21 protein-coding genes are annotated in these 25,923 nt (G+C 67.2%); 12 read left to right on the top strand and 9 right to left on the bottom strand.

What is annotated here, in order from left to right:
- Positions 1–21: 21 nt before the first annotated feature.
- From BLW05_RS06195 to BLW05_RS06160, 8 genes are all read right to left on the bottom strand, one after another.
- Positions 22–942: an ABC transporter permease gene (locus BLW05_RS06195; protein WP_093161139.1), complete on the bottom strand. Its 921-nt coding sequence runs from the start codon at positions 940–942 to the stop codon at positions 22–24.
- Entirely contained in the window at positions 942–2,093 is a 1,152-nt protein-coding gene (locus BLW05_RS06190) for an ABC transporter permease (RefSeq protein ID WP_093161137.1), read from the bottom strand. The genes BLW05_RS06195 and BLW05_RS06190 overlap by 1 nt, the downstream gene beginning before the upstream one ends.
- The gene (locus tag BLW05_RS06185) at positions 2,086–3,627 is read right to left on the bottom strand and encodes an ABC transporter ATP-binding protein (RefSeq protein ID WP_093161136.1); all 1,542 of its coding nucleotides are present in this window, start codon (positions 3,625–3,627) and stop codon (positions 2,086–2,088) included. Before BLW05_RS06185 ends, BLW05_RS06190 begins: the two co-directional genes overlap by 8 nt.
- Before the next feature lie 153 nt (positions 3,628–3,780).
- Entirely contained in the window at positions 3,781–5,154 is a 1,374-nt protein-coding gene (locus BLW05_RS06180) for an NCS2 family permease (RefSeq protein WP_093161134.1), read from the bottom strand.
- 79 nt (positions 5,155–5,233) lie between these two features.
- Positions 5,234–6,196, bottom strand: coding sequence for a LysR family transcriptional regulator (locus BLW05_RS06175; RefSeq protein ID WP_093161133.1), 963 nt, complete (start codon positions 6,194–6,196; stop codon positions 5,234–5,236).
- 65 nt (positions 6,197–6,261) lie between these two features.
- Positions 6,262–8,688: a xanthine dehydrogenase molybdopterin binding subunit gene (gene xdhB / locus BLW05_RS06170; RefSeq protein ID WP_093161131.1), complete on the bottom strand. Its 2,427-nt coding sequence runs from the start codon at positions 8,686–8,688 to the stop codon at positions 6,262–6,264.
- Between the two features lies 1 nt (position 8,689).
- Positions 8,690–10,270, bottom strand: a complete 1,581-nt coding sequence (gene xdhA / locus BLW05_RS06165) for a xanthine dehydrogenase small subunit (RefSeq protein WP_093161130.1) — start codon at positions 10,268–10,270, stop codon at positions 8,690–8,692.
- A gap of 226 nt (positions 10,271–10,496) precedes the next feature.
- Entirely contained in the window at positions 10,497–11,408 is a 912-nt protein-coding gene (locus BLW05_RS06160) for a LysR family transcriptional regulator (RefSeq protein WP_093161128.1), read from the bottom strand.
- A 96-nt stretch (positions 11,409–11,504) separates the two neighbouring features.
- Here BLW05_RS06160 and BLW05_RS06155 point away from each other — a divergent pair, with 96 nt between their 5' ends.
- The 8 genes from BLW05_RS06155 to BLW05_RS06120 all read left to right on the top strand — a co-directional run bounded on the left by BLW05_RS06155 (position 11,505) and on the right by BLW05_RS06120 (position 20,946).
- Positions 11,505–12,695, top strand: a complete 1,191-nt coding sequence (locus tag BLW05_RS06155; protein ID WP_177142573.1) for a PQQ-dependent sugar dehydrogenase — start codon at positions 11,505–11,507, stop codon at positions 12,693–12,695.
- Positions 12,692–13,303, top strand: coding sequence for a c-type cytochrome (locus BLW05_RS06150; RefSeq protein WP_093161127.1), 612 nt, complete (start codon positions 12,692–12,694; stop codon positions 13,301–13,303). The genes BLW05_RS06155 and BLW05_RS06150 overlap by 4 nt, the downstream gene beginning before the upstream one ends.
- A gap of 148 nt (positions 13,304–13,451) precedes the next feature.
- Positions 13,452–15,605: a thiamine pyrophosphate-dependent enzyme gene (locus BLW05_RS06145; protein WP_093161125.1), complete on the top strand. Its 2,154-nt coding sequence runs from the start codon at positions 13,452–13,454 to the stop codon at positions 15,603–15,605.
- A 5-nt stretch (positions 15,606–15,610) separates the two neighbouring features.
- Positions 15,611–17,215, top strand: coding sequence for an indolepyruvate oxidoreductase subunit beta family protein (locus tag BLW05_RS06140; RefSeq protein ID WP_093162080.1), 1,605 nt, complete (start codon positions 15,611–15,613; stop codon positions 17,213–17,215).
- Between the two features lie 132 nt (positions 17,216–17,347).
- Positions 17,348–18,394 carry a TRAP transporter substrate-binding protein gene (locus BLW05_RS06135; RefSeq protein WP_093161124.1) on the top strand — a complete coding sequence of 349 codons (1,047 nt, stop codon included), beginning with the start codon at positions 17,348–17,350 and terminating at the stop codon, positions 18,392–18,394.
- On the top strand, positions 18,394–18,939 hold the full coding sequence (locus BLW05_RS06130; RefSeq protein ID WP_093161122.1) for a TRAP transporter small permease: 546 nt from the start codon (positions 18,394–18,396) through the stop codon (positions 18,937–18,939). The genes BLW05_RS06135 and BLW05_RS06130 overlap by 1 nt, the downstream gene beginning before the upstream one ends.
- Positions 18,936–20,237, top strand: a complete 1,302-nt coding sequence (locus BLW05_RS06125) for a TRAP transporter large permease (protein ID WP_093161121.1) — start codon at positions 18,936–18,938, stop codon at positions 20,235–20,237. Before BLW05_RS06130 ends, BLW05_RS06125 begins: the two co-directional genes overlap by 4 nt.
- 286 nt (positions 20,238–20,523) lie before the next feature.
- Positions 20,524–20,946, top strand: a complete 423-nt coding sequence (locus tag BLW05_RS06120; RefSeq protein WP_093161119.1) for an acyl-CoA thioesterase — start codon at positions 20,524–20,526, stop codon at positions 20,944–20,946.
- Here BLW05_RS06120 and BLW05_RS06115 read toward each other — a convergent pair.
- Positions 20,932–21,912: a LysR family transcriptional regulator gene (locus BLW05_RS06115; RefSeq protein WP_093161118.1), complete on the bottom strand. Its 981-nt coding sequence runs from the start codon at positions 21,910–21,912 to the stop codon at positions 20,932–20,934. The genes BLW05_RS06120 and BLW05_RS06115 overlap by 15 nt on opposite strands.
- A 125-nt stretch (positions 21,913–22,037) precedes the next feature.
- On the opposite strand from BLW05_RS06115, the gene BLW05_RS06110 reads away from it, so the two are divergent.
- The 4 genes from BLW05_RS06110 (at position 22,038) to BLW05_RS06095 (ending at position 25,907) form a co-directional block, all read left to right on the top strand.
- Positions 22,038–22,976, top strand: a complete 939-nt coding sequence (locus tag BLW05_RS06110) for a dihydrodipicolinate synthase family protein (RefSeq protein WP_093161116.1) — start codon at positions 22,038–22,040, stop codon at positions 22,974–22,976.
- Positions 22,977–23,046: 70 nt separating this feature from the next.
- Entirely contained in the window at positions 23,047–24,012 is a 966-nt protein-coding gene (locus tag BLW05_RS06105) for a Bug family tripartite tricarboxylate transporter substrate binding protein (protein WP_093161113.1), read from the top strand.
- Entirely contained in the window at positions 24,002–24,700 is a 699-nt protein-coding gene (locus tag BLW05_RS06100) for an SDR family NAD(P)-dependent oxidoreductase (RefSeq protein ID WP_093161111.1), read from the top strand. The genes BLW05_RS06105 and BLW05_RS06100 overlap by 11 nt, the downstream gene beginning before the upstream one ends.
- A gap of 40 nt (positions 24,701–24,740) precedes the next feature.
- Positions 24,741–25,907: a mandelate racemase/muconate lactonizing enzyme family protein gene (locus tag BLW05_RS06095; RefSeq protein WP_093161108.1), complete on the top strand. Its 1,167-nt coding sequence runs from the start codon at positions 24,741–24,743 to the stop codon at positions 25,905–25,907.
- Positions 25,908–25,923 lie beyond the last annotated feature (16 nt).

Here is a 25,923-nt window from a genome sequence, read left to right as displayed (position 1 = left end):
ACGAAACAAAACGAAACGCAATTATGAGCCGGGGTAGAACGGTTTTCCTATTGAAGCCGGCATGTTGACGCGGATGAACGCGGGGTTGCGCGAGATCAAAGCCAGCACCACGATCGGCGCGATGTATTGCAGCATGCTGAGGAACTGGCTGGGCACCTGAACCCCCGTGCTCTGGAGGTGGAAGCCGAGCATCGACACGCCGCCGAACAGGTAGGCACCGAGCAGCACGCGGATCGGCCGCCAGGTCGCGAAGGTGGTGAGCGCCAGCGCGATCCAGCCCCGGCCTGCCACCATGCCTTCGACCCACAGCGGCGTGTAGACGGTCGACAGGTACGCGCCCGCGAGCCCGCACAGCGCGCCGCCCGCGATGACCGCCAGGAAGCGGATGCGCCGCACCGGATAGCCCAGCGCGTGCGACGATTCCGGCGATTCGCCCACCGAGCGCAGCACCAGCCCCGACCGCGTGCGATAAAGGAACCAGATCAGCCCGAAGGTGAGCAGCACTGCGAAATACACCATCGGGTGATGCCGGAACAATGCCGGCCCGACCAGCGGAATGTCGCCCAGCACCGGCAGCGCATACGAGGTGCTCGCCGGCAGCTTGGCCTGCACGAAGTTGATGCCCGCGAAGGCCGAGAAACCGACGCCGAACAGGCTCAGCGCCAGCCCGGTCGCGTACTGGTTGGTGTTCAGCCAGATCACCAGCACGCCGAAGAAGGCCGCGAGCAGCGCGCCCGCCGCCATGCCGGCCAGGAAGCCGAGCCAGGTGTTGTGCGTGACGACGACCGTCGCGAAACCCGCGATGGCGGCGCAGAGCATCATGCCCTCGGCGCCGAGGTTCACGATGCCGGCCTTCTCGTTGATCAGCAGGCCCAGCGCGGCGATGGCGAGCACCGTGCCGGCGCTCAGGGTGGAACCCAGGAGGAGTGCGTAGCTTTCCATCATGCGGCTCCTTCGGTCGGCCGGGCAACAGGTGCGGTCAATGGTGTGCTGGCTTGCAGCGATGACGTACCCGGCGTCACAGGCACCGATTTCGGCGCGGCCTTGCGCCGGATGCGATACGCGATCAGCGTGTCGCACGCCAGCAGCGTGAAGAGCAGCAGGCCCTGGAACACCCCCGTCAACGACTTCGGCAAGCCGAGCCGCGATTGCGCCAGTTCACCACCGATATAGAACATGCTCATGAGCACCGCCGAGAAGATCATCCCCACCGGATGCAGCCGCCCGACGAAGGCGACGATGATCGCGGCGAAGCCGTAGCCCGCCGGTACGTACGGCGTGAGCTGCCCGAGCGGCCCCGCCACTTCGAGCGCGCCGGCGAGGCCTGCCGCACCGCCCGAGGTGAGCAACGCGATCCACACTGCGCGCCGTGCCGAGAAGCCCGCATAGCGTGCCGCCGCCGGCGCCAACCCGCCCACCTGCTGCGCGAAGCCCGCGCGCGTGCGGAACAGGAACACCCAGAGCGCCCCCGCGCCGACCAGCGCGATGACGAGGCCGATGCTCACCCGCGAGCCCTTCATCAGCCGTGGGATCTGCGTCACCGCCTCGAAGGTCTTGGTCTGCGGGAAGTTGTAGCCATGCGGGTCCTTCCAAGGCCCGTAGACCATGTAGCCGAGCAGCAGCGTCGCGACGTACACCAGCATCAGGCTCACGAGGATTTCGTTGGCGTTGAACTTGTCGCGCAGGAACGCCACGATGCCGGCCCACACCATGCCGCCCAGGACACCCGCGAGCAGGATGGGGACGACGATCATCTGGCTGGTGCTCTTGTCGGCCAGGAGCGCCACGCCGCCGGCCGCGATCGCGCCGAAGACGAACTGCCCTTCGGCGCCGATGTTCCACACATTGGCCCGGAAGCACACCGCGAGGCCGAGCGCGATGATCAGCAGCGGCGTCGCCTTGACCATCAGCTCGCCGAGCGCGTAGGGAGTCTTGATCGGCTCCCAGAAGAACACCAGCAGGCCCTTGACCGGGTCCTTGCCGAGCGCGGCGAAGAGCGCCATGCCGATCAGCACCGTGACCAGCAGCGCGAGGATCGGCGAGCCGTAGCTCCAGAAGCGTGACAGTTGCGGGCGGGGTTCGAGCTTAAGCATGGGCCACCTCCGAAGGCGCCGTGGCGGCATGGCGCGACTTGTCCCACAGGCCACTCATCCACTCGCCGATCTGCGGCACCGTGGCGGCGGCACGGTCGATCGAGGGCGACAGGCGCCCCTTGGCGATCACGTAGAGCCGGTCACTGATCTCGAAGAGCTCGTCGAGTTCTTCGCTGACCACCAGCACCGCGCAACCCGCGTCGCGCAGCGCGAGGATCTCGCCGCGGATCAGCGCCGCCGCACCCACGTCCACACCCCAGGTCGGCTGGGAGACGATGAAGATCTTCGGGTTGGCGTCGATCTCGCGCCCGACGATGAATTTCTGCAGGTTGCCGCCCGAGAGCGAGCGCGCCGCCGCACTCGGTCCGCCGGCCTTCACGTTGAAGCGCTTGATGATGTCGGCGGCATGCTGGTTCAGCGCACGGGTGCGGATCCATCCGCCCTTGCCGACCGCGTTGCTGCGCGTGAGCAGCAGGTTGTGCGCGAGGCCGAGCGTCGGCACCGCGCCGCGTCCGAGCCGTTCTTCAGGCACGAAATGCAGCCCGAGCGCGCGGCGGCGGCGCGGCCGGAAATGTGCTGCGGCCTTGCCGAACACTTCGATCATCCCGGCCTGGGCGCGCGTGTCCTCGCCCGAGAGCGCATAGAGCAGCTCCTTCTGCCCGTTGCCCGACACGCCGGCGATGCCGACCACCTCGCCCGCGCGCACGTCGAGCGAAATGCCGTCGAGATCCACGCCGAACTGGTCCTCGCGCGCCAGCGTCAGCCCCTTGACCTTGAGCGCCACGTCGCCCGCATGGATCGGCCGGTGCGTGAGCGGCGGCGGCTCCGCGCCGATCATCAGGCGCGAGAGCGATTCGTTCGATTCGTTCTGCGGATTGCACACGCCGGTCACCTTGCCGCCGCGCAACACGGTGCACGCGGTGCACAGCTCGCGGATCTCGTGCAGCTTGTGGCTGATGTAGAGGATGCTGCAGCCTTCGGAAGCCAGCTTCTTGAGCACGACGAAGAGCTTCTGCACCGCCTGCGGCGTGAGCACCGACGTCGGCTCGTCGAGGATCAGCAGCTTGGGGTCGGTGAGGAGCGCGCGGATGATCTCGACGCGCTGCATCTCGCCGACGGAGAGCGTGTGCACCGGGCGCGATGGATCGATGTCCAGCCCGTATTCGCCGGCCTTGGCCTGCACACGGCGGGCCACTTCGGCGAGCGACAGGCTCTTGTCGAGGCCGAGCCAGACGTTCTCGGCCACGGTGAGGGTGTCGAACAGGCTGAAGTGCTGGAACACCATGCTGATGCCCAGCGCCCGCGCTTCCTGCGGGTTGCGCACGTTCACGGGGTTGCCGTTGAACATCACGCTGCCTTCGTCCGGCTTGACCGAGCCGTAGATGATCTTCATCAGCGTGGATTTGCCCGCGCCGTTCTCGCCGAGGACGGCGTGGGTCTCGCCCGGCGCCACCGTCAACGACACATCGCTGTTGGCGACCACCGAGGGGTAGCGCTTGGTGATGTGCGCGAGTTGCAATCGATGAACTGTCATGCCTGTGCCTGCTCTTTCATGCTCGTATTACAACCCCGAAACCAAGCGCCTCAACCTAGGAACACCGCGGAGCCGGCTTTGCCGGGCCGCCGGTGTTGCCCCCGGTGAGGGGGTTGGCGAAGCGACACGAAGTGCGCGAAGCCTGGGGGTGAGTCAATGCCCGCCGATGTAGATGAACTTGAAGAGAAAGACGCCGCCGATCAGCCACACCATCCAGTGCACCTGCCGGCCCTGCCCGGTGAACAGCTTCAGCACCGCATAGGAGATGAAGCCGAACGCCAGACCGTTGGCGATGGAATAGGTGAAAGGCATGGTCAGCGCCGTCACGACGGCGGGGACGACCTCGGTCGTTTCCTCCCATTCCAGTTCGGTCAGTTCCTTGAGCATCAAACATGCCACGAAGAACAGCGCGGGTGCCGTCGCGTAGGCCGGCACTGCGCCGGCGAGCGGCGAGATGACCAGCGCGGCGAGGAACAGAACCGCCACCGTCAGCGCGGTCAGCCCGGTCCGGCCGCCCGCCTGCACGCCCGCGGCGCTTTCGACATACGCGGTGGTGCTCGAGGTACCGAGCAGCGAGCCGGCGAAGATCGCGCCGCTGTCGGCCAGCAGGGATTTGTTGAGCCGGTCCATCCGCCCCGGCACCAGCAGCCCTGCACGGCGCGCCACGCCCATCAGCGTACCGGTCGCATCGAACAGCTCGACCAGGAAGAAGACCAGGACCACGTTCAGGATGCCGCCCGAAAGCGCCGCCTTGATGTCCAGTTGCAGGAAGGTCGGCGCGATCGACGGCGGCGCGGCGAAGATGCCGTGGAAGGTGTTGCCCGCGAAGAAGAACGAGAGCACCGTGACCGTGACGATCCCGATCAGGATCGCGCCCGGCACCTTCAGCCGGTCGAGCACCACGATCAGGAAGAAGCCGATGGTCGCCAGCACCACCTGCGGCGTGTGCAGGTCGCCCAGCGTGATGTAGGTGGCCTTCGACGGCGCGACGATGCCCGCGCTCTTGAGCGCGATGATCGCGAGGAAGAGCCCGATGCCGACCGTGATCGCGATGCGTATCGAATGCGGGATGCCCTTGATGATCAGTTCCCGCACCTTGAACACCGTCACCAGCAGGAAGAGGCACCCCGAGATGAACACCGCCCCCAGCGCCGCCTGCCAGGTGAAGCCCATCTGCAGCACGACCACATAGGCGAAGTAGGCGTTGAGCCCCATCCCCGGCGCGAGCGCGATCGGGTAGTTGGCGTAGAGCGCCATGATCGTGGTGCCGAGCGCCGCGATCAGGCAGGTGGCAACGAACACCGCGTCCTTCGGCATGCCCGCGTCGCCGAGGATCGACGGGTTCACGAAGATGATGTAGGCCATCGTGAGGAAGGTGGTGAGCCCCGCCACGATCTCGGTGCGCACGGTGGTGCCGTGCTCCTCCAGTTTGAAGAGTCGCTCCGCCCAGCCTTTCGAGGCGGGCGAAGTGCGCTGTCGTGAGAGGTCCTGCCCGCCGAGGTCGAGCACTTGGTCTGTCCGGTTCATCGTCTTGTCTCCGAGTCTTTATGGGTCGATGGCGTGATTTCGTGCTGGTTCGCGACGCCCGGCGCGAAGAAATCCAGGTCTATCCGGTGCCGCTCGCGACGGCGGCGGCCGCCGACGGACGCAGCGACGCGGCCACTTCCTTGGTCCGCTCGCGCAGCCAGCGCGCCGAACTGGACGAATGGGTGCGCTCGTGCCACAGCTGGTAGTACATGAGGCGCGGCAACGGCACCGGGCACTCGAGGATCGCGACCGGCAGCCGGTCGGTGAAGCGCTCGCAGTACTGGCGGCCGGTGGTCAGCACCAGCAGGCTGGACGCGACCATGTCCGGGATCAGCCCGAAGTGCGCGCAGCGCGCGGTGATGTTCCGCTGGCGGCCCATCTCGTCGAGCATCTGGTCGATGATCCCGCGCGCGCCGGGGTGCGTGGGCGTCGGGGCGATATGTTCAGCCGAGAGCCAGCTTTCGAGATCCCAGCCGCGCCGCACCGCCGGATGGTCCTTGTTGACCAGCGAGACGATGTCGTCGCCGAAGAGCCTCGCCATGTGCAGGTCTTCCGGCGGCTTGAGCCAGTTGCCGATCACCACGTCCACCTGCCCGAGCGACAGGTGCGCGTGGTAGTCCGAATCGGACGACAGCGGATGGATCTCGATGTGGCACATCGGCGCCTGGCTCTTGATGCGCGCCACGAGCTGCGGCAAGAAGAGCGGGTCCATGTAGTCGCTCGCCGCGATGCGGAAGGTGGTCTGCGCCGTCTGCGGATCGAAGCCGCGCGCGTCGCTGAACAGCATCTCGGCGGAGCGCAGGATCGCGGCCGCGGGCTCGATCATGCGCAGCCCGGCATCGGTCGGCACCATGCCCGAGCCGGACCGCACCAGCAGCGGGTCGCCCGAAAGCTCGCGCAACCGCTTGAGGGCGGCGGACACGGCGGGCTGGTACATCCCCAATCGGATGGCTGCACGCGAGACGCTGCGATCTGTAAGCACGGTGTGTAGAACCCTGATCAGGTGAAGGTCGATCTTGTCTAGTAGCGCCTGGTCTCTCATAACGGCCCGCAATCGTTCTGGTGGGTGCGGGCAGTTATACAGCGCGCTGTCACATGAAAGCGCTCTCAGGCGGCCGCGTTCTGCACCGCGGTGATCGCACGCAGGATCGACTCGCTGGTCGCCGGCGCGCGCAGCGGCGGATCGACCTGGTGGCCGCCCACCGAGGACACCGCGTCGCGGATCGCGAAGAACACCGAGAACGGCAGCAGCAGCGGGGGTTCGCCCACCGCCTTGCTGCGATGGATCGAGTCCTCGAAGTTCTGGCCTTCGTAGAGGCGCACGTTCAGCACCGGCGGGCAGTCGTTGGCGGTCGGGATCTTGTAGGTGCTCGGCGCGTGGGTGGTGAGCAAGCCCGTCTTCGGATGCCACACCAGCTCCTCGGTCGTGAGCCAGCCCATGCCCTGGATGAAGGCGCCTTCGACCTGACCGATGTCCACCGCCGGGTTCAGCGACTTGCCGGCGTCGTGCAGGATGTCGGCGCGCAGCAGCTTCCATTCGCCGGTGAGCGTGTCGACGATCACCTCGCTGACCGCCGCGCCGTAGGCGAAGTAGAAGAAGGGACGGCCCTGCATCCTGTCCTTGTCCCAGCTCAGTCCGGGAGTCGCGTAGAAGCCGTCCGACCACAGTTGCACGCGGTCCAGGTAGGCCTCGCCGACCACCGTCGCGAACGCTAGCGTGCGGCCGTTGACCTCGACCTTGTCATTGGCAAAACGCACCGCCGACGCATCGCCGCCATGACGCGCCGCAGCACAGGCGGCCAGCCGCTCGCGGATCTGCCGCGCGGCGTCCTGCGCGGCCTTGCCGTTCAGGTCGGCACCGGTCGATGCAGCGGTGGCCGAGGTGTTGGCGACCTTCGTCGTGTCGGTGGCCGTGACGCGCACGCACTCGAAGCTCACGCCCAGCTCGTGCGCCACAACCTGCGCCACCTTGGTGTTCAGGCCCTGCCCCATTTCGGTGCCGCCGTGGTTCACCAGGATCGAACCGTCGTTGTAGACATGGACCAGCGCGCCGGCCTGGTTGAAATGCTTGACGTTGAACGAGATGCCGAACTTCAGCGGCGCCAGCGCGATGCCGCGCTTGAGCACAGGGCTCTTCGCGTTGAACCCGGCGATCTCCTCCCGGCGCACGCGATAGTCGCTGCTGGTCTCCAGATCGGCCACCAGCTCGTGGATGACGTTGTCGACCACCGTCTGGCCGTATGGCGTCACGTTGTTCTCGGTCTTGCCGTAGAAATTGACGCGCCGCACATCCAGCGGATCGCGGCCCAGTTCGCGCGCCACGCTGTCGAGGATGTTCTCCATCGCGATCGCGCCCTGCGGACCGCCGAAGCCGCGGAACGCGGTGTTGCTCTGGGTGTTGGTCTTGCCCGAGAAGCCGTGCATCTCCACGTTCGGCAGCCAGTAGGCATTGTCGAAGTGGCACAGCGCGCGGGTCATCACCGGACCCGACAGATCGGCCGAGTGGCCGGCGCGGGACACCATGGTGATTTCGGCGCCGAGGATGCGGCCCTCGTCGTCGTAGCCCACTTCGTATTCGTACCAGAAGCAGTGGCGGCGGCCGGTGATCATGAAGTCGTCGTCGCGGTCCAGCCGCAGCTTGACCGGGCGCTTGAGCTTGTTCGCCGCCACCGACGCCACGCAGGCGAACAGCGCCGACTGGGATTCCTTGCCGCCGAAGCCGCCGCCCATGCGCCGGCATTCGACGTGCACCTCGTTGGCGTGCAGGTGCAGCGCGTGTGCAACCAGGTGCTGCATCTCGCTCGGATGCTGCGTCGAGCAGTACACATGCATCGCGCCGCCTTCCTTCGGGATGGCGTAGCTGATCTGGCCTTCGAGGTAGAACTGCTCCTGCCCGCCCACGTCGAGCTGCGCCTTGAGGCGGTGCGGCGCCCTGGCGATCGCGGCCTTGGCGCCGCCTTCATCGGTGTTGCGCACGAGGTGCATCGGCGGCACCACGTACTGCTCCTTGGCATGCGCTTCCTGCGGGGTGAGCACCGGCGGCGCGGCCTCGATGTCGAGCGCGTCCCTGGCGCGTGCGGCCGCGCGGCGGGCGGCGTCGCGGGTCTCGGCGATCACTGCGAAGACCGGCTGGCCCATGTAGCGGACGTCGCCGCTGCACAGAATCGGGTCGTCATGGACGATCGAGCCGCAGTCATTGCTGCCCGGGATGTCCGCCGCGGTCAGCACCGCGACCACGCCCGGCATGGCACGGATCGCATCGAGCTTCATGCCCTTGAGCCGGCCGTTCGCCACCGGGGAAAGACCCAGCGCGCAATGCAGCGTGCCCGCGAGTTCCGGAATGTCGTCGATGTAGGTCGCTTCGCCCGCGACATGCAGCGCTGCCGACTCGTGCGGACGGCTGATGCCCACGCGCGCGCCGTCGCCATGTGCCTTGGCTTCGGCGTTCGCGTCGATGCGCGCGGCGGTGTTCGAGGTGTAGTCGGCAAACGCCTCGGCCGACTTGAAGAGCTTCGGATCGATCGGCTTGTTCATCTCAGACTCCTTCCGCCACTGCGTGCGGCATCACGCTCCACACGCTGGTGGCTTCCACCGGCAACGGGTCGGTCGTGCGCGTTTCCAGCCACAGGCGCTGCAGCAGGTTCTGCGCCACCTGCAGGCGATAGTCGGCGCTCGCGCGCATGTCGGTCAGCGGCGTGAAGTCCTTGGCGAGCGCCAGCTTGGCGGCGTTCACCGTCGCCTGCGTCCACGGCTTGCCGACCAATGCGGCCTCGGCGTTCGCCGCGCGCCTGACGACCGCGGCCATGCCGCCGAACGCGAGGCGCACTTCCTTCACCACATCGCCGTCGAGATCGATCGCAAAGCCGGCGCACAGTGCCGAGATGTCGCAATCGAAACGCTTGCTGATCTTGTAGGCGCGCACCTGCCGCGCCAGCGCGGCCTTCGGGATCGCGAGCCCTTGCACGAACTCGCCCGGTTCCAGGCGGTTCTTCATGTAGTCGACGTAGAAGTCCGGCAGCGGCATGCGGCGCACATCGCTGCCGCGGCGCAGCTCGATCTCGGCATCGAGCGCCATCAGCACCGGCGGCGAATCGCCGATCGGCGAGCCGTTGGCGACATTGCCGCCGATGGTGCCCGCGTTGCGGATCGGCGGCGAAGCGAAGCGCAGCCACACGTCGGTCAGGCTCGGCACCCGGCGCACGAGCGCCGCGAAGGCGGACTCGAGCGAGGCGCCCGCGCCGAGGTAGAGCTCGTTCGCACGCTCTTCGACCACTTTCATCTCGGCCACGTCGCCGACGTAGATGATGTCGCCGAGGTCGCGGAACTGCTTGTTGACCCACAGCCCGACATCGGTCGAGCCGGCCAGCAACTGCGCCGCCGGCTTGGCTTCGCGCAGCGCGGCCAGTTCGGCGAGCGTGGTGGGCGCGTGGAAATGGTCCATCCGCTGGCCCAGCGGCGCGGCGTAGTCGAAGGTGTTCTCGTGCTTCAGCGCGGTCAGCGCTTCCACCACCGGCCGGGTGTCGAGGCGCGTTGCCGGCAGGTCGAACATGCGCTGGCCCGCGTCGAGGATCGGCCGGTAGCCGGTGCAGCGGCACAGGTTGCCCGACAGGTCGTCGGCCAGCTGCTGCCGCGTCGGGCGCGTCTGGCCTTCCTGATGGTGTTCGTAGGTGGACCACAGCGACATCACGAAGCCCGGCGTGCAGAAGCCGCACTGCGAGCCGTGGCAGTCGACCATCGCCTGCTGAACGGGATGCAGGCGCTGCACCGGATGCTTGTCGTGCTGCTGCGCGTCATGGCCGTGCCCGCATTGGGCCTTGAGGTCCTCGACCGTGAAAAGCGCCTTGCCGTGCAGCGTCGGCAGGAACTGGATGCAGGCGTTGACCGTCGAAAGCCGCAGCCCGCCGACCGCGCCCTTCTCGCCCGGCCCGGCCAGCTCGCCGATCACCACGGTGCACGCACCGCAATCGCCCTCGTTGCAGCCTTCCTTGGTGCCGGTGCAGCGGGCGTCCTCGCGCAGCCAGTCGAGCACCGAACGGGTCGGGTGCACGCCGCTGACGTCGACGATCCGGCCGCGGTGGAAGAACTGGATGGGTTGGGTACTCGTTGTCATGCTCATGCTCGTGGGGCGATCAAGAATCGGGCCAGACGAAAGTTATTCCTTAATTGCCCTCGACGCATATAGGCATGCCCATATCGCCTATGTGGGGGCCGGTATGCGAGGTAGGGGTTAACCCCCGGCCAAACCCAGAAACCCCGCGGAACCGGCTCCGCCGGGCCGCCGGGGTTGCCCCCCTGAAAGGGGGTGCCCGAGCCACACGAAGTGGGCGAGGCTGGGGGTGAGCTCATTTTTCTATGAAGAGGTCCTTGATCACCTCGCGCAGCCACCGGTTGGCCGGATCGGCCTCGAAGCGCTTGCTCCAGTGCAGCGACACGGTGAAATCGCGCAGCGGAAACGCCGGCTCGACGATCGCGTAGCCGCCTTCCTCCGCGAAGCCGCGCGCGATGTTGCGGGGCATCACCACCGCGAGATCGGTCGCGCGGACGATCGCCGGCAGCACCATGAAGTGCTCGGTCGTGAGCCGGACCCGGTCTTCCAGGTTCAGCAGCTGGAGGATCCGGATGGTCTCGGCATGCGTGCGCACCGCCACGTATTCGAGCTTGCGCAGCGTCTCGAGCATGGCCTGCCCGGTGCGCCGCGCCCGCGCGAAAGGGTGGCCCTTGCGCAGCAGCACGATGTAGCGGTCCTTGAGCAGCATGACGCGCTGGGTGTCGCGCACCTTGGGCAGGAAGCCGAAGGCGAAGTCGATGCGCCCGCTGTCCAGCGCGGGCGCGACCTCATCCGGCAGGAGCGGCAGCGTCTCCAGCCGCACCCCGGGTGCGAGTTCGCCGAGCCGCGCCATGAGCGCGGGCAGGAAGCGGCCTTCGCCGATGTCGCTCATGTGGATGCGGAAGGTGTTGCGCGACTGGCTGGGCTCGAAGCGGTCGGGCTCGCTGAGCGCCTCTTCGAGCGTCCCCAGCGCCGACTTCACCGCCCGCGCGAGGCGCTCGGCACGCGGCGTGGGCGCCACCCCACCGGGCGCGCGGATGAAAAGCGCGTCCTTCAGCAGGAGACGCAGCCGACCGAGTCCGTGGCTGGCCGCCGGCTGGGTGAGGCCGAGCGACTCGGCCGCCTTGCTCACGCTTCGCGCGCGGTAGATGGCATCGAAAAGCCGAAGCAGGTTGAGGTCGACAGCATCGATATGCATGATATTCATATTGCTTAGCTCAATTATTTTATTGAAGGTCGCTGCCGGGTCTCGGACACTCGCGGATGGCGTCAAGCCACACCCCAAAAGAGAAGGAGACAAGAGATGGTCAAGATCCGTCAGCATGCGGTGATCGCCGCCTTGCTTTGCGCGGCGACCGCCGCATGGGCCCAGCAGCAACCGGCAGAAGAACCCGGCTGGGCCAAGGGGCGACCCAAGACCGATACCGCCATGCGCATGGCGCCGGTTCCTGCCTTCCCGATCCCGACCGCGGCCGACCAGCTGCCGACCCAGAAGTTCAAGCTGCCGCCGGGCTTCAAGGTCGAGACCTGGGCCTCGGGCGTGCTCGATGCACGGGGGCTGCGCCAGGGCCCGAACGACAACATCCTCGTCAGCACGCTCTTCGTGGGCAACAAGGTCTACGCGATCCCCGAGAAGGGAAAGCATGAGGCGAAGGTGATCATCGACAAGATGCCCTTCGCGACCGGCATCGAATACCACAACGGCTCGCTCTTCCTCGCGACCAACACGCACATCTACCGCTACGACAACGTCGACGGCAAGCTGGACAACCTCGGCACGCCCACGACCATCTACGACAAGCTGCCGGGCGGCGGCGACCACAGCTGGAAGTTCCTGCGCATCCGCGACAACAAGCTCTACTTCGAGATCGGCGCGCCCTGCAACATCTGCGACCCGGGCGAGTACGCCAAGCTCTATCGCATGAACCTCGACGGCAGCGGCATGGAAACCATTGCTTCCGGCGTGCGCAACACGGTCGGCTTCGACTTCGATCCGAAGACCGGCCACCTCTGGTTCACCGACAACGGCCGCGACTGGCTCAGCGAGGAACTGCCCAACGACGAGCTCAACGAAGTGACCGGCCCGAACCAGCACTTCGGCTTTCCGTTCTGCCACCAGGGCAACATCCCCGACCCCGAATTCGGCTGGGGCAAGAACTGCACCGACTACAAGAAGCCCAACGCACTGCTCGGCCCGCACGCCGGATCGCTGGGGCTGAAGTTCTACACCGGCAAGATGTTCCCGGCGAAGTACCAGGGCGCGATGTTCATCGCGCGCCACGGTCCGTGGAACCGCACCGTCAAGTACGCCGACATCTCGGTCGCGTGGCCCGACGGCAAGGGCGGTGCCAAGGTCGAGCCCTTCATGACCGGCTTCGTCGAGAACAACAACTACCTCGGCCGTCCGGTGGACTTCCTGATCCTGAAGGACGGTTCGATGCTGGTGAGCGACGACCACGCCGGCGCGATCTATCGCATCAGCTACGGCAAATGAGGAGGACGGCAAGACACGCCATCACCGCAGCGACGGCCGCTCTCCTGTGGCTCGCGGCGTCGGCCGCGAGCGCGCAGCCCGCGGCACAAGGCAGCTACGCACAGCGCTACGCGGCGCTGTGCGCCGCCTGCCACGGCGCCAACGGCCGCAGCGAGATGCCGGGCACGCCCGTGCTCGCCGGCCAGCATTCGTTCTATGCGATCACGCAGCTCTTCCTCTTCCGCGAAGGCCGCCGTTCCAACGAGGCCATGAGCGCGGTCGCCAAGACCATGTCGGACCAGGACATGCGCGGCTTCTCGGAATTCATCGCAACGTTGCCGCCGGTGCCCGCGCCACCGCCGGCCACGCCGCCCGATGCGGCACGCATGACGCGCGGGCAGGTGCTCGCACAGCAATACAAGTGCGCGATGTGCCACGGCGCCGACTTCAGTGGCGGCCAGCAGGTGGCGCGCATCGCGCAGCAGAAGGAAGACTACCTGCAGATGACGCTGCGCGAGTTCCGCTCCGGCAAACGCCCCGGCTACACGATGGCGATGGTCGATGCATTGAACGGCATCCCGCCGGAAGACCTCGACACCCTCGCCTACTACATCGCCCGAATGAAGTAGGCCCACCCCCAGCCTCGCCCACTGCGTGTGGCTCGGACACCCCCTCAAAGGGGGCGCACCCGGCGGCCCGGCAGAGCCGGTTCCGCGGGTGCCTTGGAAGAAGAGCGCGGGCGGGTGTGACGATGCAAATTCTCATGGAGCAAGTCAGTTGGAAGTCTCATTCAGCAAGGAAATTGAAGCACTGCGCCTCGGCGCCGGCGACACCTTTCACGGCGAGGGCATCCTCGCCATCACCAAGGGGCTGCTGCAGTCGGGCGTGGCCTACGTCGGCGGCTACCAGGGCGCGCCGGTCTCGCACCTGCTCGACGTCATGGTGCAGGCCAAGCCGTACATGGACGAGCTCGGCGTGCACGTCGAAGCCTGCTCCAACGAGGCCTCGGCGGCCGCGATGCTCGGCGCATCGATCCACTACCCGCTGCGCGGCGCGGTGACGTGGAAATCGATCGTCGGCACCAATGTCGCAGCCGACGCGCTGTCCAACCTGTCGTCGCCGGGCGTCAAGGGCGGCGTGCTGATCGTGGTCGGCGAGGACTACGGCGAAGGCGCCTCGGTGATCCAGGAACGCACGCATGCCTACGCGCTCAAGTCGAGCATGTGCCTGCTCGATCCGCGCCCCGATCTCGGCGCGATGGTGAACATGGTCGAGCACGGGTTCCGTCTTTCGGAAACCTCCAACATGCCCTGCATGATGGAACTGCGCATCCGCACCTGCCACGTGCGCGGCAGCTTCGAATGCAAGGACAACCTGGCGCCCGCGGTCTCCACGCGCGCCTTGATCGAGGAGCCGGCCGGCTTCGACTACATGCGGCTCGCGCATCCGCCGGTCACCTTCCGCCATGAAAAGCTCAAGGGCGAAGAGCGGCTGCCCGCCGCGCGGCGCTACATCGCCGAGCACAAGCTCAACGAGCTCATGCCGGGAACGCACACCGATCTCGGCATCGTGGTGCAGGGCGGGCTCTACAACGCGCTCATCCGCAGCCTGCAGCAACTCGGGCTCGCCGATGCCTTCGGCGCGACCGACATTCCGCTGCTGGTGCTCAACGTCACCTATCCGCTGGTGCCGGAGGAAGTCGCGGACTTCTGCGCCGGCAAGCGCGCAGTGCTCGTGGTCGAGGAAGGCCAGCCCGAATACATCGAGCAGGAGATCGCCACCCTGCTGCGCCGCCGCGACATCCAGACCGCGCTGCACGGCTGCGACATGCTGCCGCCGGCGGGCGAACTCGGCGTCGAGGCACTGTCGGGCGGGCTCGCATCCTTCGTGCAGCGCCATCTGCCGGGGCATGCGCAGGATTCCGCGCAGGGCTGGCTCACCGGCAACCGCGATCGCCGCGCCGCCCTGGCCGCCAAGCTCGAAACGCCTCTGCCCAACCGCCCGCCGAGCTTCTGCATCGGCTGCCCCGAGCGGCCGGTGTTCTCGGCGCTCAAGCTCGCGCAGCAGGACAGCGGCCCGGTGCACATCGCCGCCGACATCGGCTGCCATGCCTTCGGCACCTTCGAGCCCTTCTCGATGGGACACTCGATCCTCGGCTACGGCATGAGCCTCGCGAGCCGCGCGGGCGTGTCGCCGATGATGCAGCGGCGCGTGCTGTCGATCATGGGCGACGGCGGCTTCTGGCACAACGGGCTGCTGACCGGCGTGCAGAGCGCGCTCTTCAACGGCGACGACGCGGTGCTGATGATCTTCAAGAACGGCTACACCTCGGCCACCGGCACGCAGGACATCATCTCCACGCCGGACGACGAAGTGAAGGCGCGGGCGGTCGACAAGCAGCAGAGCCTCGTCGACAAGAACCAGACCATCGAATCCACGCTCAAGGGGCTCGGCGTGCAGTGGCTGCGCACCGTGCACACCTACGACGTGGACAAGATGCGCAAGACGCTCAACGAGGCCTTCACCAGCAGCTTCAACGGCCTGAAGGTGATCATCGCGGAGGGCGAATGCCAGCTCGAGCGGCAGCGCCGCATCAAGCCGTGGATCGCCAGCCTGCTGCGCCAGGGCGAGCGCGTGGTGCGCGTGAAGTACGGCGTCGACGAGGACGTGTGCAACGGCGACCATGCCTGCATCCGCCTGTCGGGCTGCCCGACGCTGACGATCAAGGACAACCCCGATCCGCTCAAGGTGGACCCGGTGGCGGTGGTGATCGACGGCTGCGTGGGCTGCGGCCTCTGCGGCGCCAACGCGCACGCGGCCACCTTGTGCCCGAGCTTCTATCGCGCCGAAGTGGTGCAGAACCCCAAATGGCATGAACGGCTGCTGCACAGCCTGCGCGGTGCCGTCGTCCGCGCACTTCAGCCCGCATGACGATCATGAATAGAACCCAACCCATCACCCTTCTCATCTGCGCGCTCGGCGGCGAAGGCGGCGGCGTCCTGACCGAATGGCTGGTCGACGTCGCGCGACATGCCGGCTATGCGGCACAGAGCACCTCGATCCCCGGCGTCGCGCAGCGCACCGGCGCGACCACGTACTACGTCGAAGTCTTCCCGGTGCCGCTGGCCGAGCTCGGCGGGCGGCGGCCGGTGTTCAGCCTGAGCCCGGTGCCGGGCGCGCTCGACGCGATCGTGTCGTCGGAGCTGCTCGAAACCACGCGCCAGATCAGCAATGGCATGAGCACGCCGCAGCGCACGCTGGTCATCACCTCGTCGAGCCGCACGCTCACCACGGCCGAGCGCATGCAGCTCGGCGACGGCCGTGCGGATGCGCAGCAGCTGCTCGATGTGGTCAAGGCCTTCAGCCGCGAGCACCACGTGTTCGACATGGGCGCCTCAGCGCGCGAGGCCGGAACGGTCGTGAGCGCGGTGATGCTCGGCGCCATTGCCGGCAGCGGGCTCTATCCCTTCCCGCGCGAAGCCTACGAACAGGTGGTGCGCGGCCACGGCGACAAGGTCAGCAAGATGGCCGAGGCCAGCCTGCGTGGCTTCGCGAAGGCATTCGACGCCGTGAACGCGCCCCGCCAGCAGGCCGCGATGGTGACCGGTCTCCTCGCGTCATCGAAGGACGAAACGCCCGGTGCGGCCGCCCTGCCGCAGGCGATCGCCAGCCTGTTCCCGCCCGCGGTGCACGAGATGCTCGCGCTGGGCCACGCCCGCGTGCTGGACTACCAGGATGCGGACTACGCGCAGCGATACGTGGACCGCCTCCAGAAGGTGCTCGCGGCGGAACGCACTGCCGACCCGGCCGGTTCGCACGCCTTCGCCGTCACGCGCGAAATGGCGCGCTGGCTCGCGCTGTGGATGGCCTTCGACGACATCGTGCGCGTCGCGGAACTCAAAAGCCGCGCAAGCCGTACGCGGCGTGTGCGCGACGAGGTCAAGGCCGGGGAGGACGACATCGTCAAGGTCTACGACCACTTCAAGCCCGGCGCGCCCGAGTTCGCCGCGCTGCTTCCGCCGTCGCTGGCCGATCGCGTGACCGCGTGGGACCGGCGGCGGTCCTCGCCGTGGGCGCTGCCCCTCAAGGTCGGCAGCCATTCGGTGTTCGGCATGGCGTCGCTGCGGCTGCTCGCTTCGCTGCGATGGCTGCGCCGGCGTGGGCAGCGGTTCGCGCAGGAACAGGCGCTGATCGACCGCTGGCTCGATGCGGTCGTCCACGGCACGCAGACGCACTGGCGCCTGGGCCACGAGATCGCCTTGTGCGGCCGGCTCATCAAGGGCTATGGCAGCACCAACGAGCGCGGCAAGCACAACCTGCTGCACGTCATCGACCACCTCGCGATCGCGCCCCTGCCCGATGGTTCGCCCGCGGCCCGGGCCGATGCGATCGCCGCCGCGCGCGAAGCCGCCCTCGCGGATGAAGCCGGCACCGCGCTCGACGCCACGCTGGTGCGCCACGGCGCCCCGGCGCGCCCCGTCAGGGAGCAGCCGATCCGCTGGATGAAGCGCGCCCCGAATTCGGCGACGCATGCGCGTTGACTCTCAAGGTAAACGCCGATTTACGAGCACGCGAACTCTTATAAAAAATAATTGAATTGCGCACTGCACAAAGACCACAAGACGTGCGCGAACCCATCGACGACTTCAACAACACTTTCGAAGGAGACATCCATGTCGACATCCCGCTTCACGCCCTCGGCCGCCACACGCGCCGTCCTCGCGCTTTCGGCGGCGCTGGCCCTGGCCGGCGCGCCCGCTCAGGCGCAGGACAAACCCGTCCAGCTCAAGATGTCGAGCTGGGTGCCGGCGCAGCATCCGCTCAACCCGTCGCTGCAAGCCTGGGCGGATGACATCAAGAAGGCATCGAACGGCAGCATCACCGCGGTCCTTTTCCCGTCGGAGCAACTCGGCAAGGCCTTCGACCACTACGACATGGCGCGCGACGGCATCGCCGACTTCGCCTACATCAACCCGGGCTACCAGCCGGGTCGCTTCCCGATCATGGCGGGCGCTTCGCTGCCCTTCCTCTTCGCCAATGGCAAGGGCGGAACGGCCGCGATCGACGCGTGGTACCGCCAGTACGCCGCCACCGAGATGAAGGACGTGAAGGTCTGCTTCGCCTTCGTGCATGACCCCGGCACCTTCCACGCGCGCAAGAAGATCCTCTCGCCCACCGACATCAAGGGCATGAAGATCCGGCCGGCCACCAGCACCATCGGGCAGATGGTGACCTCGCTCGGCGGCACCAACGTGCAGGCCTCGGCGCCCGAGTCGCGCGACATGCTGGAGCGCGGCGTGGCCGATGCGATCACCTTCCCGTGGGGCTCGATCGGCCTCTTCGGCATCGACAAGGTGGTGAGCTACCACATGGATGCGCCGCTGTACGTCACGCCCTTCGTCTGGGCCATGAACAAGGGCAAGTACGACAGCATGTCGGCCGCGCAGAAGAAGGTGATCGACGACCACTGCACCAGCGAGTGGGCCGAGAAGGTCGCCACGCCTTGGGCCGATTTCGAATACGGCGGCCGCGCGAAGATCGCATCGCAGGCCGGCCACGAAATCTACAAGCTCACGCCCGAGCAGCTCGACGCATGGCGCAAGTCGGTTGCCCCCGTCGAAGCCCAATGGGCCGAGAGCGTGAAGAAGGTCGGCCAGGATCCCAAGGCGGTGCTGGATTCGCTGAAGGCCAGCCTCGTCAAGTACAACTCGGCGCTGTGATGGCGGCTGATAGCGACAAGGCCCCGAAGAAGATCGGGGCGGCCGGCGACCGGTTCATCAATGCGATCGAATGGCTCGCCGCCTTGTTCGTGGGGATCGTCGCGCTCAACATCTTCCTCGCGGTGGTGTTGCGCAAGTTCTTCAACACCTCGATCCCCGACTCTTACGACTTCGGCCGGATGCTGCTGGGCATCCTGATCTTCTGGGGCATTGCGGCGACCAGCTACCGGGGCGGCCACATCACGGTCGACCTGGTCTGGACCGCCGCGAGCCCGCGCATGAAGCGCTGGATCGACGTCTTTGCCACCGTGGTGCTGCTGTTCGTGGTCACGGTGCAGACCGCCACGCTGTTCGACAAGGTGCGCGGCACCTATGTCGACCACGTGCTGACCTACGACATGAACATCCCGACCTGGCCCTTCTATGCGGTCGCATGGCTCGGCGACGTGTCCGCCGTGCTGCTGATCGCGATCCGCACCTGGCGACTGATCTTCCATCCCGAACTCCTCCACGACGAGAAGCCTGAAATGAAAGCGGACGAATGAGCACCGATGCAATCGCCATCCTTGGCTTCTTCGCTCTCTTTGCATTGATGCTCCTGCGCGTGCCGGTCGGCATGGCGATGGGGCTGGTCGGCGTCACCGGGTACGCATCGATCGTGGGCATCGGCCCGGCGCTCAAGCTGGTCGGCCAGACCTCGATGCGCACGGTGACCGACTACACCTTCGGCGTCATCCCGATGTTCATGCTGATGGGCGCGCTGGTCTCGGTGTCGGGCGTGAGCCGCGAGCTGTTCAAGGCCGCGAACTCCATGATCGGGCACCTGCGCGGCGGCCTCGGGGTCGCCACGGTGCTGGCCTGCGGCGGCTTCGCGGCGATCTGCGGATCGTCGGTCGCCACCGCGGCCACGTTCTCGGCAGTGGCGTATCCGGAGATGCGGCGCTTCAACTACCCGCAATCGTTCTCCACCGGCGTGATCGCCGCGGGCGGCACGCTGGGCGCGATCCTGCCGCCGTCGACGGTGCTGGCGGTGTACGCGATCCTCACGCAGCAGGACATCGGCAAGCTGTTCATGGCCGGCATCGTGCCGGGCATCCTCGCAATGACGATGTACGTGCTGACCATCGTGCTCATCGTCAAGCTGCGGCCCGACTGGCTGCCGGGCGGCGAGGTCAAGCCGTGGTCGCAGCGCGTGGCCGATCTCAAGAACGTGTGGGCGCCGCTGGTGCTGTTCATCTTCGTGATCGGCGGCCTCTACGGCGGCTTCTTCACGCCGACCGAAGCCGGTGGCGTGGGCGCGAGCGGCGCCTTCATCCTCGGCGTGCTGCGGCGCAAGCTCGACGGCCCGAAGATCCGCGAGGCGCTGCTGTCGGCCACGCGGACCGCGGCGGCGGTGTTCACCGTGCTGATCGGTGCCCTTCTGTTCGGCTACTTCCTGACGATCACGCAGAGCCCGCAGAAGCTCACCGAGTTCCTCACGGGCCTGGGCATCGGCCGCTACGGGGTGCTCGCGCTCATCATGCTGATGTACCTCGTGCTCGGCTGCCTGATGGACGCGATGGCGATGATCATCCTCACCGTGCCGATCATCTACCCTGTCATCGTGCACCTGGGCTTCGACCCGATCTGGTTCGGGGTGATCATCGTGATGACGGTGGAACTCGGGCTGATCCATCCGCCGGTGGGGATGAACGTGTTCGTGATCAAGAGCGTGGTGAAGGAGGTGACCTTCACGACGATCTTCAAGGGCGTGCTGCCGTTCATCCTGACGGACATCCTGCGGCTGGTGATCCTGATTGCGTTTCCGATCATTGCGCTCTGGCTACCCACGAGAATGGGGTGATGTGGGGGCGGGATCACGCCGACGGTGTGCTCTGCTCCGCTCATGTCCCCCGGCCTGCGGCCTCCTCCTTTACTTCGCTGCGCAGAGCACACCATCGTCGTGATCCGTCACGGCCGTGGTTGATCGACTGGCACCACGCAGCGTTTCCCGTGGCGAGGATGCCGGGTGGTCCCCGCAGCGAAATAAAGGAGGAGGCCGAAGGCCGGGGGACATTCGCGGAGGGGACCACCCGGCGTCCTCGCCACGCACCCCCAACGCATCCCCGAAGTTTTCACCTTCACTGAAAATGAGCATCGAAGTCATCTACACCGTCCGCGTCGAATTCGGCGACTGCGACCCCGCCGGCATCGTCTGGTTTCCCAACTTCTTCCGTTGGATCGACGCCGCGTCCCGCCATTTCTTTGCCGAGCGTGGCGTGCCGCGATGGGAAGAAACCGCGCAGACCATCGGCGTCATCGGCACACCGCTCGTCGACACGCACACGCGCTTCGTCAAGAGCGCCAGCTATGGCGACACGCTGAACATCACGGTCACGATCCCGGAGTGGCGCGAGAAGAGCTTCGTGCAGCGCTACCGCGTGATGCGCGGCGAAGACCTGATCCTCGAATGCGAAGAGGTGCGCATCTTCGCGGCCAAGCGCGAAGGCGGCGGCATCCGCGCGGTGCCGATTCCCGCAGAGATCCGCAGTCTCTGCTCAGCGCCCGCCTGAGCCCGGTGGGCGCTTCTGCACGAGCGTCCACAACGCCTCGGCCGCCGGTGCCATTTCCGCGCGCTGGCGATAGAGGCGGATCTCGACCGGCACGTTCCACTCGGCAGAAGCCGCCGGGACCAGCGCGCCAATCTTCAGCTCAGCCACGATCAGGCTCTTCGGCAGCCAGGCCACGCCGCGGCCCTCCAGCGCCATCGCCTTGAGCAGGGCCGCATGGTGCGCGGTGAACACGATGTCGACGCCCTGCGCCAACGTGGGCACGCTGCTGCCCTCGCCGAACACCTGACGCATCCGCGCCCGCATGATGCGGCCGAGCCCCGAAGGCTCGCTGTACGCCAGCACCGGCACCGCTGCGTCCGCCTTCGCGGCCTTCGCGACATCCAGCGAATGCATCGCACCGTCCCCCGAGGCATTCGGCGCGGACACCGGCAGCAGCACATCGTCCGACAACCGCAGCATCGGAAATTCCGCCTCATCGAGCCGCCCCGGCACCTCTGGATGCCCATGGCACAGCACGAACTGCACGCGACGCTGCAACGCCAGGTCCTCGCAGGCATGAAAGCTGTCCGAAATCGTCTGGATCGGCCCAAGCCGCAGTTGCGACTCCAATCCGCCCAGCCACTGCGGAAAGAAGGTGAGCGACAGCACATGCGTCGCCGCGAAGAGCAGGCTCGCCGCCGCCTGGTCGTGCGCCGCCCGCGCCTTGATGCGCGCCGATTCCAGCTGAGCCAGCGTCTCTTCCAGCAAGGGCTGGAAGCGCCGCCCCGCCGCCGTCAGCGCGGCCGGGTGCGCGCTGCGGTCGAACAGATCGACGCCGACCCATTCCTCCAGCGCGCGGATGTGCCGGCTGAATGCAGGCTGCGCAATGTTCCGCGCCTGCGCCGCGCGGGAGAAATTGCCGCTTTCCGCCAGCGCCAGGAAGTCTTCCAGCCATTCCAGATCCAGCGGTCGGTTTCCCGGGCCCATGCGGTGCGTCCTTTCTCGGTTTCTCCGCGGAGATAGTTGTATGCGAATCGGGTATTGGACCGTATGCGCCCCCCAACCGGAAGATCGCCCCATCGACACCCAATCACCCACCAGGAGACGACCGCATGCCTTCCATCGCGAACTACAAGGGGATCATTCCCGCCATTTCGTGCCCCTTCACCCGTGACCACAAGATCGACGAGCCCGCGCTGCGCAAGCTGGCTTCATGGCTCGCCGGCCACGACGGCGTGGTCGCGGTCATGACCAATGGCCACACCGGCGAGGTGTTCGCGCTGACGCCGGCCGAGCGCGCCGAGGTCACGCGGATCGTTGCCGATGAGCTCAAGGGCCGCCTGCCGGTGATCTCGTCGATCGTCTGCGAAGGACTGGCCGATGCCGCCGAACACGCCCGCGCCGCCAAGGCCGCCGGTGCGGTGGCGCTCGACGTCATGCCGCCCCACCACTGGCTGCGCTTCGGCTTCACGCCGGACCACGCGCTGCAGTATTTCGAGGCGATCCACAAGGCGGCGCCGGAGCTCGACCTCGTGTGCCACGTCTACCCGGCGTGGACACGCGCCTCGTACTCGTCGAAGCTGCTGGCCGACCTGGCGCGGCTGCCCTATGTGCAGGCCTTCAAGGTGGGCCAGCGCGACATGAACAAGTACGCCCGCGACATCCAGGCGATCCGCGAGGCCAATGCGTCCAAGGCCATCCTGACCTGCCATGACGAGTACCTGCTGGCCTCGATGGTGCAGGGCGTCGACGGCGCGCTGGTCGGCTTCGCCACCTTCATCCCGCAACTCATCATCGACCTGTGGAACGCGGTGAAGGCCGGCGACCTCAAGCGCGCGATGGAAGTGCAGGCCATCATCACGCCGCTCAAGGACGCGGTCTACGGCGGCGGCGAGCCCACGGGCGAGGCCCATGCCCGCATGAAGGGCGGCATGTACCTGGCCGGCGTGCTCGACGATGCCACGGTGCGCCCGCCCACCGAGGCGCCCAACGCCGAGGAAGTCGAAGCCCTGCGCGCCGCCGTGAAGCGCGCGGGCCTGCTCAAGCGCTGATTCGCCGCCCGAAAAAGCCGGGTGCGAAGTCGGCCCGGCCCTGCAGAAAACCAGACCCAGGAGACCAGACATGCGACGCAAGCACTTCATCCGCGCCGCGCTAGGCGCCCTCGCCCTCGCGGCGACCGCCGGCGCTTTCGCCCAGGCGTATCCCAGCAAGCCGATCAAGATGGTGATCCCGTTCCCGCCCGGCGGGACGCTGGACTTCGTGGGCCGGCTGCTGGCGCAGAAGCTCAGCGACCAGATGGGCCAGCCCTTCGTCGTCGAGAACCGCGCCGGCGGCAATGGCGTGATCGGCGGTGACGTGGTGGCCAAGGCGCCAGCCGACGGCTACACGCTGCTCTTCAATGCCTCGACCTTCACCACGGCGCCAATGACGATGAAGTCGGTGCCCTACAACGTGAACCGCGACTTCGCGCCCGTGGCCCTCGTGGCCAAGGCACCGCTGTCGGTGGCGATCAACAAGAAGCTGCCGATCACCGACATCAAGTCGCTCATCGCATACGCGAAGGAGCATCCGGGCAAGATGACCTTCGCGGTCGGCTCGGTCGGCTCCGCCGGGCATCTGTCCACCGAGCTGCTCAAGCGCGCGGGCAACATCGACTACCTGATCGTGCCGTACAAGGGCACCGCGCCGGCCTTCCAGGACCTGATCGGCGGGCAGATCGACGGCTTCATCGATCCCATCCTCGGATCGCTCCAGTACCACAAGAGCGGCATGCTGCGCGTGGTCGCGGTGACCTCGGCGCAGCGCGCCTCCAGCCTGCCCGATGTGCCGACCGTGGCGGAGACGATTCCCGGCTTCGAGTTCTACAGCTGGTATGGCCTCTGGGCGCCGGCCAAGACGTCGCCCGAGATCGTGCAGCGGCTCAACGCCGAAGTGAACAAGGCGCTGGCCGGCGACATGAAGGACAAGCTCAGGGAACAGGGCCTGCTGCTCGCACCCGGCAGCGCGGAGGAATTCGCGAAGTTCCAGGGCGGCGACATGGCGCGTTCCCAGAAGATCGTGACCGAGGGGAACATCCATGTCGAATGACCTGCGGCATGCCGTGGTCACCGGCAGCAGCAGCGGCATCGGCCGCGCGATCGCGGAATCGCTGCTGGCCGCGGGCTGGCGCGTCAGCGGACTCGATGTCGCCCAGCCGGCCATCGCGCATGCGGCCTTCACTCCGGTCGAGGTGGACCTGTCGCGGGGCGAAAGCGTCGCTGCTGCCGCCGCCGCGCTGCAGGACGCCGATGCGCTCGTGCATGCGGCCGGCGTGCTGCGCGTCGGGCCGCTCGGCCAGCTCGACCACGCAGGCGGCGAGCTGATGTGGCGCCTGCATGTGGATGCCGCCACGCGCATCGCCGATGCAATCGTGCCCGCGATGGCGCAGCGCAAGCACGGCCGCGTGATCTTCATCGGCAGCCGCGTGGCGCAGGGCATGCCCGGACGCGGCCAGTACGCGGCCACGAAGGCGGCGCTCATCGCGCTAGCGCGAAGCTGGGCGGCCGAAGTCGCGGACCGGGGCGTGACAGTGAACGTCGTCTCGCCCGCCGCGACCGCCACCGGCATGCTGGCCGATCCCGCGCGTGCCGGCAGCGCACCGCGCCTGCCGCCCATCGGAAGGCTGATCGAGCCGGCCGAGATCGCCGCCCTCGTCGCCTTCCTGCTGTCGCCCTCCGCCGCTGCCATCACCGGACAGGACATCGCCATCTGCGGCGGCTCGTCGCTGCCCCGCTGAACCCCTGACCTTTCAACTCCTGTCACTCATCGAGAGCATCATGAAAATCGTCGACATCATCGAATCCACCCGCCCGATCAAATCGGACATCCGCAACGCCTACATCGACTTCTCGAAGATGACCCTGAGCCTCGTCGCCGTGGTCACCGACGTGGTCCGCGACGGCAAGCCCGTGATCGGCTACGGCTTCAACTCCAATGGCCGCTATGGCCAGGGCGGGCTGATCCGCGACCGCTTCCGCCCGCGCGTGCTCGAAGCCGATCCGGCGACGCTCATCGACGAGACCGGCGAGAACCTCGATCCGCACAAGATCTGGGCGCGAATGATGATCAACGAGAAGCCCGGCGGGCACGGCGAGCGCTCGGTGGCCGTGGGCACGATGGACATGGCGGTGTGGGACGCGGTCGCGAAGATCGCGGGCAAGCCGCTCTTCCAGCTCCTGGCGGAGCGCTATGGCAACGGCAAGGCCAATCCGCGCGTCTTCGTCTACGCGGCTGGCGGCTACTACTACCCCGGCAAGGGCCTGGACGGCCTCCGCAAGGAAATGGAGAGCTACCTCGCGCGCGGCTATTCGGTGGTCAAGATGAAGATCGGCGGCGCCACGCTGGCCGAAGACTGCGAACGCATCGAGTCGGTGCTCAGGATCCTCGGCCCCGGCCAGCAGCTGGCGGTGGACGCGAACGGCCGCTTCGACCTGCAGACCGCCATCGACTATGCCCGTGCGCTGTCGCAGTACCCGCTCTTCTGGTACGAGGAAGCGGGCGATCCGCTCGACTACGAACTGCAGGCGAAGCTCTCGGAGGTCTATGCGGGCCCGATGGCGACCGGCGAGAACCTCTTCTCGATGCAGGACGCGCGCAACCTCATCCGCCACGGCGGCATGCGCCCCGACCGCGACTGGCTGCAGTTCGACTGCGCTCTGAGCTACGGCCTCGTCGAATACCTGCGCACGCTCGACATGCTCAAGGAATACGGCTGGTCCCCGAGCCGCTGCATCCCGCACGGCGGACACCAGATGTCGCTGGCGATCGCAGCCGGCTTGGGATTGGGTGGCAACGAGAGCTACCCCGACCTCTTCCAACCCTATGGCGGCTTCCCCGATGGTGTGCGTGTCGACAACGGCTACGTCAACCTGCCGGCACTGCCGGGGATCGGCTTCGAAGGCAAGGCGGATCTGTATGCGGAAATGAAGGCGCTGAGCGCCTGACGCCAGACGCGCACGG

The sequence above is a fragment of the Variovorax sp. YR216 genome (genome assembly GCF_900107745.1).
Classification (GTDB): Bacteria; Pseudomonadota; Gammaproteobacteria; order Burkholderiales; family Burkholderiaceae_C; genus Variovorax.
The sequence above is the reverse complement of the archived record's forward strand: the minus strand, read 5'-3'. Positions and strand labels throughout refer to the sequence as shown.

Excerpts from the sequence above, each read along its gene's own strand:
- BLW05_RS06175 (WP_093161133.1), bottom strand. The coding sequence starts at position 6,196 with ATGAGAGACCAGGCGCTACTAGACAAGATCGACCTTCACCTGATCAGG.
- BLW05_RS06195 (WP_093161139.1), bottom strand. The coding sequence starts at position 942 with ATGGAAAGCTACGCACTCCTCCTGGGTTCCACCCTGAGCGCCGGCACG.
- BLW05_RS06160 (WP_093161128.1), bottom strand. The coding sequence starts at position 11,408 with ATGAATATCATGCATATCGATGCTGTCGACCTCAACCTGCTTCGGCTT.
- BLW05_RS06135 (WP_093161124.1), top strand. The coding sequence starts at position 17,348 with ATGTCGACATCCCGCTTCACGCCCTCGGCCGCCACACGCGCCGTCCTC.
- BLW05_RS06110 (WP_093161116.1), top strand. The coding sequence starts at position 22,038 with ATGCCTTCCATCGCGAACTACAAGGGGATCATTCCCGCCATTTCGTGC.
- BLW05_RS06155 (WP_177142573.1), top strand. The coding sequence starts at position 11,505 with ATGGTCAAGATCCGTCAGCATGCGGTGATCGCCGCCTTGCTTTGCGCG.
- xdhB (WP_093161131.1), bottom strand. The coding sequence starts at position 8,688 with ATGAACAAGCCGATCGATCCGAAGCTCTTCAAGTCGGCCGAGGCGTTT.
- BLW05_RS06120 (WP_093161119.1), top strand. The coding sequence starts at position 20,524 with ATGAGCATCGAAGTCATCTACACCGTCCGCGTCGAATTCGGCGACTGC.
- BLW05_RS06180 (WP_093161134.1), bottom strand. The coding sequence starts at position 5,154 with ATGAACCGGACAGACCAAGTGCTCGACCTCGGCGGGCAGGACCTCTCA.
- BLW05_RS06190 (WP_093161137.1), bottom strand. The coding sequence starts at position 2,093 with ATGCTTAAGCTCGAACCCCGCCCGCAACTGTCACGCTTCTGGAGCTAC.
- BLW05_RS06130 (WP_093161122.1), top strand. The coding sequence starts at position 18,394 with ATGGCGGCTGATAGCGACAAGGCCCCGAAGAAGATCGGGGCGGCCGGC.
- BLW05_RS06105 (WP_093161113.1), top strand. The coding sequence starts at position 23,047 with ATGCGACGCAAGCACTTCATCCGCGCCGCGCTAGGCGCCCTCGCCCTC.
- xdhA (WP_093161130.1), bottom strand. The coding sequence starts at position 10,270 with ATGAGCATGACAACGAGTACCCAACCCATCCAGTTCTTCCACCGCGGC.
- BLW05_RS06140 (WP_093162080.1), top strand. The coding sequence starts at position 15,611 with ATGAATAGAACCCAACCCATCACCCTTCTCATCTGCGCGCTCGGCGGC.
- BLW05_RS06100 (WP_093161111.1), top strand. The coding sequence starts at position 24,002 with ATGTCGAATGACCTGCGGCATGCCGTGGTCACCGGCAGCAGCAGCGGC.
- BLW05_RS06095 (WP_093161108.1), top strand. The coding sequence starts at position 24,741 with ATGAAAATCGTCGACATCATCGAATCCACCCGCCCGATCAAATCGGAC.
- BLW05_RS06115 (WP_093161118.1), bottom strand. The coding sequence starts at position 21,912 with ATGGGCCCGGGAAACCGACCGCTGGATCTGGAATGGCTGGAAGACTTC.
- BLW05_RS06150 (WP_093161127.1), top strand. The coding sequence starts at position 12,692 with ATGAGGAGGACGGCAAGACACGCCATCACCGCAGCGACGGCCGCTCTC.
- BLW05_RS06185 (WP_093161136.1), bottom strand. The coding sequence starts at position 3,627 with ATGACAGTTCATCGATTGCAACTCGCGCACATCACCAAGCGCTACCCC.
- BLW05_RS06125 (WP_093161121.1), top strand. The coding sequence starts at position 18,936 with ATGAGCACCGATGCAATCGCCATCCTTGGCTTCTTCGCTCTCTTTGCA.